Consider the following 13,705-nt stretch of genomic DNA (forward strand, 5'->3'; position numbering starts at 1 on the left):
CTTAACCCAGATCACCTAAGCGCACTTGCAGTGCAGTGATAGCGGTTAGCGCAGTCGTTTCTGTTCGTAATACTCTAGGCCCTAACAGTATATCGGTAAATTGATAATTTGCTGTCATTGCGATTTCATCGGCTGATAACCCCCCTTCAGGGCCAATTAACAACCTGACTTTTTTCAATTCAGTTGGCAGTGTATTGATGCTTTCTGTTGCCCTAGGATGAAGATTAACTTTAAATGCGCCATCATCTTCTGCACACCAATCTTCAAGTGTTTGTACGGGGCGGACTTCTGGGATACGGTTGCGCCCACATTGTTCACAGGCCGCAATAGCAATTTTTTGCCATTGTTGTAATTTCTTCGCTAACCTCTCACCTTCTAAGCGAACGCCGCAACGCTCTGATAACAGTGGTGTAATGATATTCACCCCTAACTCTACGGATTTTTGGATGGTAAATTCCATCTTTTCTCCACGGGACATCACTTGCCCTAAATGCAAATCGAGAGGGGACTCTCTATCATCAATACGGCTATCTACAATGCGAACATATACATTCTTTTTAGTCGCTTCAGTAATTTCAGCATCAAACGTTTGATTGCTACCATCAAAAAGTTCGAGTTTTTGCCCCGCAGTCATGCGTAGTACTCGCCCTACATGGTTTGTGGCGTCATCACCAAGAGAAATTGTCATATTCGTTTTAAGAGGCTCTGGGTGATAAATGCGTGGGATGCGCATAGCTTTTCCTTAGTACAGACTAGGTTAATAAATAAGATAGCTTTGATGAATATGGGGATTGAATCTCTAAACACAAGCACTAGCGCTTAGTTTATAACGAAAAAAATGCTAATTGTAGTACGTCTGTGCGGTGGCAATTTTATCAATAATTACTCAAAAAAATAAAACCTGAAAATGTCGAATAAACCGACGAAATAACACGGAATTAAAGTGTTGGGATAAGCCAGAATAGCGAGTATATTTATTTTGGCTCCGTAATGGAAGGAAGTATAAAATGAAGGAATTATTTTATTTTTTATTATCATATATTAAATCATTTATTGATAATATGACAAATATGATATCTTCCTGGCAGGGGGATGAAAGGCTTTTTTTTATTGAGTCAATTGGATTTCATCTATGCAAACAAGATGTTATATTTCTTGTTGTGTTGTTTTTATCCGTTTTAATGACTCAAAAGTTACTTATTTATCTCCCTGTTTGGTGTTTTGGGAAAAACAAAATAACAATTAAACTTCATACTTTACTTATTCTATATGGGGTGTTCGGTTGTATTATTATTGGGTCATTTAATAGTTTATGGGTAATGTTGTTTTTAGTGGTTTTTATTAATTTAATAACACCGTTATTTATTATTGATTATAAAATGGGTTATTTACCGGATGTACTAACCTATCCTTTATTGTGGTCTGGTTTGCTATATCAAATTAACTTACCTCAAGGCAATGTCATTTCGGCTATCTATGCAGTTATATTGAGTTATTTTATGATGCTAATTACCGTTACACTCGTGGAAAAAATTAAAAAACAACCACAGATGGGGCGAGGGGACTTAAAATTAATTGCAGCGTGTGCTGCATGGTTAGGGGTATGGTTATTACCTTATTTTATAGGGCTTGCGGCTTGTTTAGGGCTGTTACATTATGCATTCGCTCATTGGGTATTGCCGAAAATAAGCCAAGGGGGTCATTCTCCAAGTTGTGTAAGTGCTAAGCCGTTAGTAAATGAAATAGCCCAAACCATACCATTCGGGCCTACAATTATCATTAGTGCAAGTATCTTGCTGTATTTATCTATACTGCGTATTGGTTAGCGACAACTAAATGTAAGGGTTAAGACGCAGCAGCGACCAACGAGTCTAAAAATTGCTGCCATTTGTCTGGTGACCCAAGGTAATTTTGTAAAGGAACCCGTAACCATTTCCCTTGTTGCTGAATTAACAGCGTAGGGAAACCTGACGCACCAGACTGGGCGAGCAATGCTTTACTATTCTGTATGTGTTTTGCAGTTTCATTTTGTTCACATTGCGTGTAATCACTGGTGTACTGCTCAGCATTCAAGTTAAGCTTTTGGGCTAATTCAGTAAGCACTGCCGTATCATTAATATGACGCCCAGAAATATAATGGGCTTTTTGAATGGTTTTAAGCATCTCAAAGCCTTTACCTTGCTTGGTTGCAGCTAAAATAGCGGTTTGTGGTGGTAGGGAGTCCATGACTAAATTAGGTTCATGGAGCATTTTTATATAGTCATCACCAAAAACTTGCCCTGTCATCGCTGCAATACGTTTATCTGATTGCATAATATATTGGCGAAAATCATCATCAAGATACAAACGCGCATCACCGGCTAACATGCCACCACCATGCATCTCAACATTGGTACTGGGGTGTTTGGTTGCAATTTCCACTAAAGGGGCTGCTGCATAACACCAGCCGCAGTAAGGGTCATAAATATAGTGTAGGGTTATATTTTTCATTATTGATCCTCAGTAATAATTTGGGGTTAATTTGAGTTAAGTTGTATCATTATTATCAACAGTTATATACAACAATCTCCCTTATACTCGCGGTTGTATTTCTAGGTATATTATTCAGTATGTTAAATATACAAAATGGTTGTTATAAGGGAGTGATACTAATTTATTGAGGCCACTGCATTTCGCCTTTAATAACCTTAGCGCTTAGCTCTAAACTTGATTTATCATCCAGTTGCGGGTATTTAGCTGCAACCTGCTGTACTAATTCATTCGAGTTTTTACTCGATTGCGCGGCGGTTTCAAAATCTTGTAAGTATTGCTGAGTAAATGTCACCGTACCAATATCCAATTTAGATGCTCCCGTGAAATGACCAGGGACGACAATCGTCGGGTTCAGTGCTTTGATACTTTCTAACGTTTGCTGCCAATTTTGGCGTGATGCCTTAGTCTGTGTATCAGCCACCCAAACGTGTATATTGTCTGAAACAATCACACCACCGACAACGGCTTTTAGCGATGGAACCCACACATAAGTTCTATCTGGCGAAGCACCGTCAAGGCCTTTTATCTCTAGTTTCTCGCCATCAACAGTAAAGCTATTCCCTTTGATGATTTCGGGGACTATCACATGGGTCGGAGCTTCACCCTTTAACTCATTTCCCCAATAAGCGAGCTTGCCATCTTTAGTCGCTTTAATAGCGGCAACGGTTTCAGATGTTGCAATTACTTTAGCTTCAGGAAAGGCTTTTGTAATTGTCTCTAAGCCGAAATAATAATCAGGGTCTGAGTGGCTAATATAAATAGTGGTTAATTTTTTATTGAGTTTTTTAATTTTATCGACCAGTTGTTGAGCATCATTATTTTGAAACTGAGCATCGATTAATACGACTTCATTAGGGCCACTAATAATTTCAGATGATACAGGGAATACACTGTTGTTACCTGGGTTATAGATATCGAGTGTTAATTTCTCGGCTTGTGCTACTTGAAATGATGTTGCGATGAATACTGTTGCTGCTAAAAAAGTTAATTTCATTTTGAGTCCTAAAATTGAATTGTCTGAGAATGAACTAGGCGTTTTTGCTTGGTATGTATATTAAGTTGCAATGATTAACGGAAAAACACCATAATTAGGCGAAGTTTGTTGCATAAACCGGACGAATGGGGCGTAAATGGATAGGTTAAAGGCAGCACAAGTGTTTATCACGATAGTGGAACAAGGCAGTTTAGTTGGTGCTGCTGAAAAGTTAGATATGTCGCGTGCGATGGTGACACGTTATTTATCTGAAATGGAACAATGGGCTGGAGTACGGTTACTTAATCGAACAACAAGGCGTTTAAGTTTAACCTCCGCTGGTGAGGGGGTGTATCAGCAATCATTACAGCTCAATGCGATTTCACAATTAGTACCTGTACAACAACATCATGATGCAAAAGAGCTATCTGGCTTGGTACGTATTAGCTGTTCACAATCGATAGCCCAAAGTGCATTATCCGTTGCTATGGCAGAATTTTTGCAGCAATACCCAAATATGACGATAGATATGCAAATATCTAATAAATCGATTAATCTTATCGAAGAACGTATCGATTTAGCGATCCGTATTACTAACCAGCTAGAACCTAACTTAATTGCTAAGCCTTTATCGACCTGCCACTCTGTAATTTGTGCTTCCCCAAAGTTTTTAACGGGGAAAAAAATGCCCACTAAACCTGAAGACTTAGTGTTACTTGAATGTCTTACATATAGCTTTTTTGGGCGCAGCATTTGGCGTTTTGAAAAACAAGGGGAACAGCATACGGTATTAGTTGGCGGGCGGTTGAGCGCCAATGAGTCCGTATTTCTTGCCCAAGGCGCTTTAAATGGTGCAGGGGTTACCATGCAACCTTATTATTCCGTCGCAGAGTATTTAGCAAGTGGTGAGTTAATTCAATTATTATCTGATTACCAACCAATGCCATTAGGTATTTACGGGGTATACACCAGTCGACAAAAAATGCCTACACCATTACGTGCTGTGATTGATTTCCTTACAGACTGGTTCAAAACGTCACCATATTGGTTAGCGTTGATGCAACAAGGCCGACGCTAAGCTCTCTTCTATTTGGCTGAAGGTATTTTTTAGTGATTGGGTGAAAATATCTGTCAGTTGAGAAGATGGGCGGTGAATGGGGCGAATTAAACTCACTGTAAATGGAATGGAAAAACTGAGGGGACGGATCACCAATTTCCCTGCAGATTGCTGATGAAAGTCTAACGCTGTTAATGGGTTTACAATGGATATCCCGATCCCCTTTAATGCCATAGCGCATATGGATGATGCAGAGTGTGTCTCCATCACCATTTTTCGTTCAATATGGTGTTCTGTAAAGGTTGAATCAATTAACTGGCGGTAACTGTCTGTTAATGACAAACTGATAAATCGTTGATGTTGAAAGTCAGTAGGCGTTAAAACCTGTTTTAGTTCAAGGGGGTGCCCTGCAGGTAACACACACACCTCATTTAAACAGCCTAACGTTTGCTGTTCAGTGCCGGGTGGTAGTTGAAGGTGTTCTGTTAAGCCAAAGTCATAACGCTGAGCAGAAAGCCATTCTTCCAGAACTGGGGATTCTTGTGGGATCACCGTGATATTTACATCAGGGTAACTTTCCATAAATGACTGACAAACCTGAGGTAATAAAGACTGGGCAAAAGCCGGTAAACAAGTAATGGATATTTGTGCGTGTTCAAAACGCCGAATAGTTTTAGCCGAATTTTTGATCCGCTCTAATCCATAATAAGAACGCTCGACTTCTTCTAAAAAACGTAAGCCTTGCGCAGTTGGTTGTAATCGGCCTTTTACCCTATCAAATAATTTAAATTGTAATAGATATTCAAGGCGAGCAAGTTCACGGCTGATGGTGGGCTGTGATGTACTCAGTAATGTAGCAGCTTCCGTTAAGTTTGGGGTAGTCATGACTGCACGGAATATTTCAATATGACGCCAAGAGATAGCTTGCATGTTTAGCCTCTAAATAAATGCTATATCAAATATGAATAGACTTTAGCAAAATGGATATTTTTTTTCCCGTTTTTTCTCTGAATAATAGATTTCAATACAATAAATTATTAAGACCATAAAAATTTGCAAACGAGAAAGACAATGACTTCATTCGCAACTACGACAAGCCAGTATTTAACACCTGAACATTTGCGTGGATTACCAGCCCAGTATGGAACCCCTGTTTGGGTTTATGATAGCGCTGTAATCATTGAGCGTATTAAGCAATTACAAGTCTTTGATACTGTTAGGTTTGCACAAAAAGCAAGCTCTAACATTCATATCCTCCGTTTAATGAAAGAGCAAGGGGTCAAAGTAGATTCTGTTTCTTTAGGTGAAATAGAGCGTGCGCTGGTCGCTGGCTTCCAAGCAGGGCGTGAAAACTCAGAAATTGTTTTTACCGCAGATGTATTGGACAGAGCAACATTAGAAAAAGTGACGGCTCTGGATATTCCGGTAAATGCAGGGTCGATTGACATGTTAGACCAGATTGGTCAGAAAAAATCTGGTCACCCAGTTTGGTTGCGGATTAACCCGGGGTTTGGTCATGGCCATAGCCAAAAGACTAATACGGGTGGTGAGAATAGCAAGCACGGTATTTGGCATGAAGATTTACCAGCCGCGTTAGAAAAAATTCGTCACTATAATTTATCGTTAGTGGGCATTCATATGCATATTGGTTCTGGCGTTGATTACCAACATCTTGCTGATGTGTGTGATTCAATGGTGGCATTGGTCACCACCGCTGGGGTTGACCTACATGCGATTTCGGCTGGGGGAGGGTTATCAACCCCTTACCGTGAAAGCGATGAATTAATAGATGTACAACATTATTATAGTTTATGGAATAACGCCCGTCAGCGTATAGAGCAGCATTTAGGGCACTCAGTCGAACTTGAGATAGAACCGGGGCGTTATTTAATGGCTGAATCCGGTGTTTTGCTGGCGGAAGTCCGTGCGGTTAAAGATATGGGGAGCCGCTATTATGTGTTAGTGGATAGCGGTTTTAATGATTTAATGCGCCCTGCGATGTACGGCAGCTATCATCATGTATCGGTTCTAACTGCGGATGGCAGTTGTGCTGATAGCTCTCAACTCATCGATACTATTATTGCAGGCCCTCTATGTGAGTCAGGGGATGTATTTACTCAATTAGAGGGTGGTTTAGTTGTTACACGCGCATTACCTGAGGTCAAAGTAGGGGATTATTTAGTTTTCCACGATACTGGCGCTTATGGTGCATCTATGTCTTCGAATTATAATAGTCGTCCATTATTACCGGAAGTCATGTTTGTAGATGGCAAGCCAACGCTGATCCGTCGCCGCCAAACGATTGAAGAATTATTAGCATTAGAATTGGAATTATAAGTTTTAAATATAATTTACATACAAAAAGCCAGCTATAATAACTAGCTGGCTTTTTGTTGTTACCCTTAAACTCACTTCTAAGAAGATAACCTTTTATAATTTACTTTATAAATTAAGCTGCTTTCTTTTTCTTACTTGTATCTTCACTTGAAGGTTCGTCAGGAGACTTTTTTGACGGAAGTACCCCTAAGTCATCAAACTCAAACTCATCCACATTAATAGTCCGTAACCGGCTAGCTTCCGCTTTACGTAAAATATCAGCTTCTTCTTGCGTAATTACATTTTCAGGGAGTAATTGGTCTGCTAGTTCATCTAAGCGAGTAAAGCTGAGTTTACGCTCTTTTAAACGGCAGATACGGTCGAAGATTGGCTCAGCAGCAATAATATCGAGTAGTGCTTGGTTTACTAAGCCATGCGGGTTGTTTTCTGTTGGCGTTAAGTACTGACCACGACCTAATCTATCCCGTGTTTCAGAAGGTTCCATCAGTAGCTGCGCCAGTTTGTGGTCAAGTCGGTCAGATGGCATCGACATAGAACGGCCAACAGGGAAGAGTGTCACTCGCATTATCGCCGCTACCATTTTATTAGGGAAGTTTTTCAATAAATCATCCATGGCTTTTTCTGACTGATAGAGACAATCTTCAACAGCCCATTTTACTAGCGGTAAATCTGCTTTTTGGCGACCTTCATCCTCATAGCGTTTTAGGGTTGCAGAGGCAAGGTACAGGTTACTTAAAATATCCCCTAAGCGTGCCGAAATACGCTCACGGCGTTTTAAGCTTCCGCCTAACACCCCCATTGCCACGTCAGACAATAAAGCTAAGTTAGCACTTTGACGATTTAACATTTGATAATAACGGCGTGTTTCGTCTTTTGTTGGCGCGCTACTGCCACGACCGTTAGTCAAGCCTAACCAGAAACTCCGGAACTGGTTACTAATCACATGACCGATATGCCCGAATACAGCTTTATCAAATTTATGCAAATTATTATCTTTTGCAGCAGCCATTTCGTCTAATACAAATGGATGGCAACGAATAGCACCTTGGCCGAAGATGATCATACTACGAGTGAGAATATTGGCCCCTTCAACCGTAATAGCGATTGGCGCACCTTGGTAGGCTCTGGCGACAAAGTTTGAATCGCCAAGGCAAATTCCTTTACCACCAGTGATATCCATTGCATCAATAATGGCGCGTTGACCTCTATGAGTACAATGGTATTTTACGATAGCAGAGAGAACCGCGGGTTTTTCGCCTAACATAATCCCCGACGTAATCAAAGTTGCTGCTGCATCCATCAAATAAGTGTTACCAGCAATGCGTGCTAATGGTTCTTCAATCCCTTCCATTTTACCAATTGATAATTTGAACTGGCGACGAATATAGGAATAAGCCCCTGTTGCAATAGCGATGCTCTTCAGACTTCCTGTTGAGTTAGATGGTAATGTAATACCGCGTCCGACAGAGAGACACTCGACAAGCATTCTCCAACCTTGCCCCGCCATCTTTGGCCCACCAATGATGTAATCAATAGGAACAAAGATATCTTGACCGCGAGTCGGGCCATTCATAAATGGCACATTAAGAGGGAAATGGCGATGACCAATTTCGACCCCCGGTGTATTGGTTGGAATTAAAGCACAAGTGATACCAAGGTTTTTTTCTCCGCCTAATAGTTTATCTGGGTCAGATAATTTAAAGGCTAGACCTAACACGGTCGCGATTGGTGCTAAGGTAATGTAGCGTTTATTCCATGTTAAACGCATACCAAGGACTTGTTCACCTTGCCATTCACCCATGCAAACTATGCCAGTATCTGGGATCGCACCTGCATCAGACCCTGCTTCAGGGCTTGTTAAAGCAAAACATGGAATTTCTTCACCAGTAGCTAAACCCGGCAAATAACGCTGTTTTTGCTCATCGGTACCATAATGTTGTAGGAGTTCACCAGGACCTAAAGAGTTAGGAACACCGACAGTTATTGCCAGTATGCCCGAAACTCCGGCAAGTTTTTGTAATACTTGTGATTGAGCATAGGCAGAAAATTCAAGACCTCCGTATTCTTTTTTGATGATCATGGCAAAGAAACGGTGATCGCGTAAATATTGCCACACTTCAGGAGGGAGGTCTGCGAGCTCATGACTCACTTCAAAATCATTGACCATGCCACAAACTGTTTCAACGGGACCATCAATAAATGCTTGTTCTTCGGTAGTCAATTGTGGTTTTGGGTAGTCATGAAGCTTATTCCAATTAGGGGCTCCTCGGAAAAGGTCGCCTTCCCACCAAGTTGTCCCTGCATCAATGGCTTCTTTTTCTGTTCTTGACATTGGTGGCATGACTTTTTGAAACATTTTCATAGCGCGGGCGGAAAATAATGATTGGCGTATTGGGCTGAAAACAAATGGAAATAATACTAAGGCGACTGGCAATAACATCCAGTAGCTCCAAATATTTATCACACCCATAACAGCAGTATAAGCCAATAATAATATTGCGCTAAAAACCAACGATGTTTTGTGATAACAAAGTACGCCAATTAAGGCTAGGAATAACACAATGCTGAGAAGGATCATAGTTAAGCTCCTGTCCACTTGTAAGAGGTCTGACCTGTTTGTTATCTTAATCTATACCCATTAATAAAGAATTAGCAATGTATTTACATCCTAATTACAACTTGGCTCACAAAAACACCAAATTATGAAAATGGTTAAGGTAATTTACATTAAGGCCATTAAAAAATTATGGTTACTAGTAAGGAAAAAGGAGGTCTTTTTCTACGAAGCTAAGACAGCACAATCAAAAGTAGAAACAAAACAATCCCTGTGCAACAATCTGAGTATTAAAGGTTAATTGTGGATACCTATCTGCTCTTTGCCATTAGATGGCATTTTTATTTAGGCTATTTTAAATATAAATTAATCATACTCTCTGTAACATGTTCTTAATTAAGAGGAAACCTCATGTATCAAGACCTGATCCGTGGCGAGCTAACAGAAGCTGCCGACACGCTATCAAATTTCCTTAGCGATGACGCAAATATTGAAGCTATTCAAAAAGCAGCCGTATTGTTAGCCGATTCTTTTAAAGCTGGTGGCAAAGTATTGTCTTGTGGTAATGGTGGTTCACACTGCGATGCGATGCATTTTGCTGAAGAGTTAACAGGGCGCTATCGTGAAAATCGTCCCGGTTATCCAGCGATTGCAATTTCAGATGTTAGTCATCTGTCTTGTGTCAGTAATGACTTCGGTTATGAATATGTTTTTTCACGTTTTATTGAAGCAGTAGGGATGAAAGGTGATGTTTTACTGGGCATCTCAACATCTGGTAATTCAGGGAATATTATCAAAGCGATTAGCGCTGCTCGTGAGAAAGGGATGAAAGTAATCACGCTAACAGGTAAAGATGGCGGGAAAATGGCAGGTACCGCAGATATTGAAATCCGTGTCCCACACTTTGGTTATGCTGATCGCATTCAAGAAATTCATATTAAAGTTATCCATATCTTAATTCAGTTGATTGAAAAAGAGATGGTGAAGTAAAGTTTTAACCGGTTTAGGAGCCTTTAAATGTGTGAGTTACTTGGCATGAGTGCCAATGTTCCAACTGATATTACGTTTAGTCTTAGTGGGTTAATTTCTCGAGGTGGGCATACCGGTCCACACAAAGATGGCTGGGGAATTACGTTCTATGAAGGCTTGGGATGTCGCACATTTAAAGATCCTCAACCAAGTTTTTTATCACCCGTTGCCCGCTTTGTGCAGGAATATCCTATCAAATCAGAAACGATTGTTGCGCATATTCGGCAAGCAAATCAAGGTGATGTATCATTAGTCAATACACATCCCTTTACGCGTGAATTGTGGGGGCGCAATTGGACTTATGCTCATAATGGCCAATTAAAGGGCTATCGTTCATTGAAAACAGGGCGTTATTGGCCTATCGGTGAAACTGATAGCGAATGGATATTTTGCTGGATTTTACATCAGTTAAGTGAAAAGTACCCACGAAAACCCTCCAATTGGAAAAGCGTGTTTCGTTTTGTCGCGACATTGGCGGATCAGCTACGTCATAAAGGGGTGTTTAATATGTTGCTCTCTGATGGGCAATATTTGATGGCGTTTAGTTCAACGAATTTACATTGGCTGACGCGTAGAGCACCCTTTGGTAAAGCGAAATTATTAGATCAAGATATTGAAATTGATTTCGAGCAATGCACCACACCCACTGATATTGTTTCTGTTATTGCAACTCAACCTTTAACGGGAAATGAAAATTGGCAGCGGATCGAGCCAGGTAACTTTGTATTATTCCATCTTGGTGAGCGCATATTGTGATTTAGATCCTAATAATTTCGTTGGGGTATCTGGTAAGCTAACTACCGCGTATTTACCTAATGTCACTGAAATTTCTGCGGGTCTTCCTGTTTGGTTAAAGTATTCGTAAGCAGGCTGTAGCTGTTTCCAAAATGAATAGTGACTTGAGTTTCTGTAGCGCGTCATATTTTCATTTGTCATCTTAAATGGGTAGATGCTGACATTGATGGTTGGCTGGCCATTTAATAAGGCAGTTTCGACGGTTTGATAAATTTCACCCATATATTTATCTGTCATGGCATAGCATCCTACAGAAACGCAACTGCCATGGATCATTAGGTAACTACCGCTGTAACCTTGTGCTTTATCGTATTCATTAGGGAATCCAATATTGATAGATCGGTAATACCGACTATTTGGGTTGAGCTGTTCTGCGGTAATTTGATAAAATCCCTCAGGGCTTTTGAGGTCTCCTTCTATTTTTTTCGGGCCAAGGCCCCCAGAAAACTTACAAATTGGGTAAGTTTTGGTCAGCTTATATTTTCCAGAAGGGGTTTTTTGATAGAGTTCGAGTAAACCCTCTTGCTTAAATATTTGAATAAAAATAGATGAATTTTGATTATCCAAAGCATTATTCTTAAGTATAAATGAAGAGTTGCTCGCCTGAATTACAGGTGGATATATGAGTACAAATGGAAAAATTGCACTAAAAAATTTACTTAATTTCATACTAAGGCCAAATGTAGAAGTTTTCACTGATTAAAAAGAATACAGAATTTATGCATTTTAGACGAGTAAATAGAAAATTAATATAGCTTGTTAATAGTTTTTAGATGAATCTTTATCGGTTAAATAGTAATCAGCAATCGATAAAGGTGATGTTATAGTTCGGCAATTTCGAATTGTTAACAGAAAAATTTAAATATTAATGCAATTTGCTTGAACTATGTCACTTCTATAGACGGACATAGTGAGTGGGAACTGATAAAATTACGTCCGGCAGAAGAAAAAATTTAGTAACAATTATGTGAAAATACCTGCTTAAGTGGCGAAAGTGGCTTGAGCTGTTTTTATTACTGAGTCGCTATCATTCATTGCTGAATCGTTAGCTTAGGGTTTAACTGATAAACTTGTGCAGATCTTATGATTAAAATTAAAAAAGGCCTTAACCTTCCCATCGCAGGTGAGCCAGCCCAAGTGATAGAAGACGGCCCGAAAATTCAACACGTAGCTGTGCTAGGTGAAGAATATGTCGGAATGCGTCCTTCGATGCTGGTTAAAGAAGGTGAACGTGTCATAAAAGGGCAGGTTCTTTTTGAAGATAAAAAGAATCCGGGGGTTGTTTTTACAAGTCCAGCCTGTGGTAAAATTGTTGCTATTCATCGTGGTGAGCGTCGTGTGCTTCAATCTGTTGTCATTGAAATTGACGGTGATGAACAGGAAAACTTTGCAGCTTATACTCGTACTGAGTTATCTGCATTAACCAGAGAACAAGTCGAAGATAATCTGATTAAATCAGGTTTGTGGACCTCTTTAAGAACGCGTCCATTTAGTCGTTCGCCACAACCAGGTTCTTCACCTAGCGCTATTTTTGTTACTGCAATGGACACAAACCCTCTTGCTGCTGATGCCGTTTTGGTTATTCGTGAACAAGAACAGGCATTTAACGATGGGTTATTAGTCCTTAGCCATTTAACAGAAGGTAAAATCCATGTATGTCATGGAGAGGGGGATTTACCAAAAGTTGAGGCTCATAGCCAGATTTCATACACCCAGTTTGCGGGTCCTCATCCTGCTGGGTTAGCGGGGACTCATATCCATTTCTTGGAGCCAGTAAGCATCAAGAAAAAGGTATGGAGCCTTAATTACCAAGACGTTATTGCGATTGGTAAGCTGTTTGTCACTGGGCAGCTTTATACTGACCGTATCGTTTCATTGGCAGGGCCACAGGTTGAAAAGCCGCGTTTATTACGCACTTGCCTTGGCGCTGATTTATATGAATTAACTCAAGGCCAGCTTAAAGCGGGCGAAAACCGTATTATTTCAGGCTCTGTCCTTTGGGGCGTAACTTGTGATGATACCCATCATTATCTTGGTCGTTTTCACAATCAAGTCTCTGTATTAGCCGAAGGTCGCGATAAAGAACTATTTGGCTGGATTATGCCTGGTGTTAATAAATTTACGATCACTCGTACTACGATCGGGCATTTCCTGAAAAATAAGCGCTTTAATTTTACGACAACAATGAACGGCGGTGAGCGTTCAATGGTACCAATTGGTAACTATGAGCGTGTTATGCCTCTTGACATCATGATCACTCATTTGTTGCGCGATCTCCTTGCTGGAGATACCGATACATCACAAGAATTGGGCTGTTTAGAGTTGGACGAAGAAGATTTAGGTTTATGTACCTATGTTTGCCCAGCGAAGTACGAGTATGGTCCTGTATTACGTGATGTTCTGACCAAGATTGAGCTAGAAGGGTGAT

Annotated in this window: 12 protein-coding genes; 6 read left to right on the forward strand and 6 right to left on the reverse strand. The window is 40.3% G+C overall.

Annotated elements, in window-relative coordinates:
- Position 1: 1 nt before the first annotated feature.
- A complete protein-coding gene (rsmE, locus tag P3L56_RS04825; protein ID WP_042848719.1) occupies positions 2-733 on the reverse strand; it encodes a 16S rRNA (uracil(1498)-N(3))-methyltransferase in 732 nt (243 codons plus the stop codon).
- A gap of 274 nt (positions 734-1,007) precedes the next feature.
- Between rsmE and P3L56_RS04830 the strand changes: the two genes are divergently transcribed.
- Positions 1,008-1,826 (forward strand): prepilin peptidase, encoded by an 819-nt coding sequence (locus P3L56_RS04830; protein WP_226619186.1) that lies wholly within the window; start codon positions 1,008-1,010, stop codon positions 1,824-1,826.
- 19 nt (positions 1,827-1,845) lie between these two features.
- Here the strand turns inward: P3L56_RS04830 and P3L56_RS04835 are convergent, their stop codons facing one another.
- Positions 1,846-2,490: a DsbA family protein gene (locus P3L56_RS04835; RefSeq protein ID WP_198861163.1), complete on the reverse strand. Its 645-nt coding sequence runs from the start codon at positions 2,488-2,490 to the stop codon at positions 1,846-1,848.
- Between the two features lie 163 nt (positions 2,491-2,653).
- A complete protein-coding gene (locus P3L56_RS04840) occupies positions 2,654-3,526 on the reverse strand; it encodes an MBL fold metallo-hydrolase (RefSeq protein WP_042848716.1) in 873 nt (290 codons plus the stop codon).
- Positions 3,527-3,662: 136 nt separating this feature from the next.
- On the opposite strand from P3L56_RS04840, the gene P3L56_RS04845 reads away from it, so the two are divergent.
- The gene (locus tag P3L56_RS04845; RefSeq protein WP_166685465.1) at positions 3,663-4,583 is read left to right on the forward strand and encodes a LysR family transcriptional regulator; all 921 of its coding nucleotides are present in this window, start codon (positions 3,663-3,665) and stop codon (positions 4,581-4,583) included.
- On the opposite strand, the gene P3L56_RS04850 is transcribed toward P3L56_RS04845, so the two are convergent.
- Positions 4,554-5,492: a LysR family transcriptional regulator gene (locus P3L56_RS04850; RefSeq protein ID WP_166687059.1), complete on the reverse strand. Its 939-nt coding sequence runs from the start codon at positions 5,490-5,492 to the stop codon at positions 4,554-4,556. The genes P3L56_RS04845 and P3L56_RS04850 overlap by 30 nt on opposite strands.
- A gap of 141 nt (positions 5,493-5,633) precedes the next feature.
- Here P3L56_RS04850 and lysA point away from each other — a divergent pair, with 141 nt between their 5' ends.
- Positions 5,634-6,899, forward strand: coding sequence for a diaminopimelate decarboxylase (gene lysA, locus P3L56_RS04855; protein ID WP_210831870.1), 1,266 nt, complete (start codon positions 5,634-5,636; stop codon positions 6,897-6,899).
- A 112-nt stretch (positions 6,900-7,011) separates the two neighbouring features.
- Here the strand turns inward: lysA and fadE are convergent, their stop codons facing one another.
- Positions 7,012-9,477 (reverse strand): acyl-CoA dehydrogenase FadE, encoded by a 2,466-nt coding sequence (fadE, locus tag P3L56_RS04860; protein ID WP_272686168.1) that lies wholly within the window; start codon positions 9,475-9,477, stop codon positions 7,012-7,014.
- Positions 9,478-9,864: 387 nt separating this feature from the next.
- Between fadE and lpcA the strand changes: the two genes are divergently transcribed.
- Both lpcA and P3L56_RS04870 read left to right on the forward strand, forming a co-directional pair.
- Positions 9,865-10,443, forward strand: coding sequence for a D-sedoheptulose 7-phosphate isomerase (lpcA, locus tag P3L56_RS04865; RefSeq protein ID WP_042848711.1), 579 nt, complete (start codon positions 9,865-9,867; stop codon positions 10,441-10,443).
- A gap of 27 nt (positions 10,444-10,470) precedes the next feature.
- Entirely contained in the window at positions 10,471-11,238 is a 768-nt protein-coding gene (locus P3L56_RS04870; RefSeq protein ID WP_042848710.1) for a class II glutamine amidotransferase, read from the forward strand.
- Here the strand turns inward: P3L56_RS04870 and P3L56_RS04875 are convergent.
- Entirely contained in the window at positions 11,209-11,946 is a 738-nt protein-coding gene (locus tag P3L56_RS04875) for a murein L,D-transpeptidase family protein (RefSeq protein WP_042848709.1), read from the reverse strand. The genes P3L56_RS04870 and P3L56_RS04875 overlap by 30 nt on opposite strands.
- A gap of 414 nt (positions 11,947-12,360) precedes the next feature.
- On the opposite strand from P3L56_RS04875, the gene P3L56_RS04880 reads away from it, so the two are divergent.
- Positions 12,361-13,704 carry a Na(+)-translocating NADH-quinone reductase subunit A gene (locus P3L56_RS04880; RefSeq protein WP_042848708.1) on the forward strand — a complete coding sequence of 448 codons (1,344 nt, stop codon included), beginning with the start codon at positions 12,361-12,363 and terminating at the stop codon, positions 13,702-13,704.
- Position 13,705: the final 1 nt, after the last annotated feature.

This window comes from Providencia sp. PROV024, assembly GCF_032709665.1.
GTDB lineage: Bacteria > Pseudomonadota > Gammaproteobacteria > Enterobacterales > Enterobacteriaceae > Providencia > Providencia huashanensis.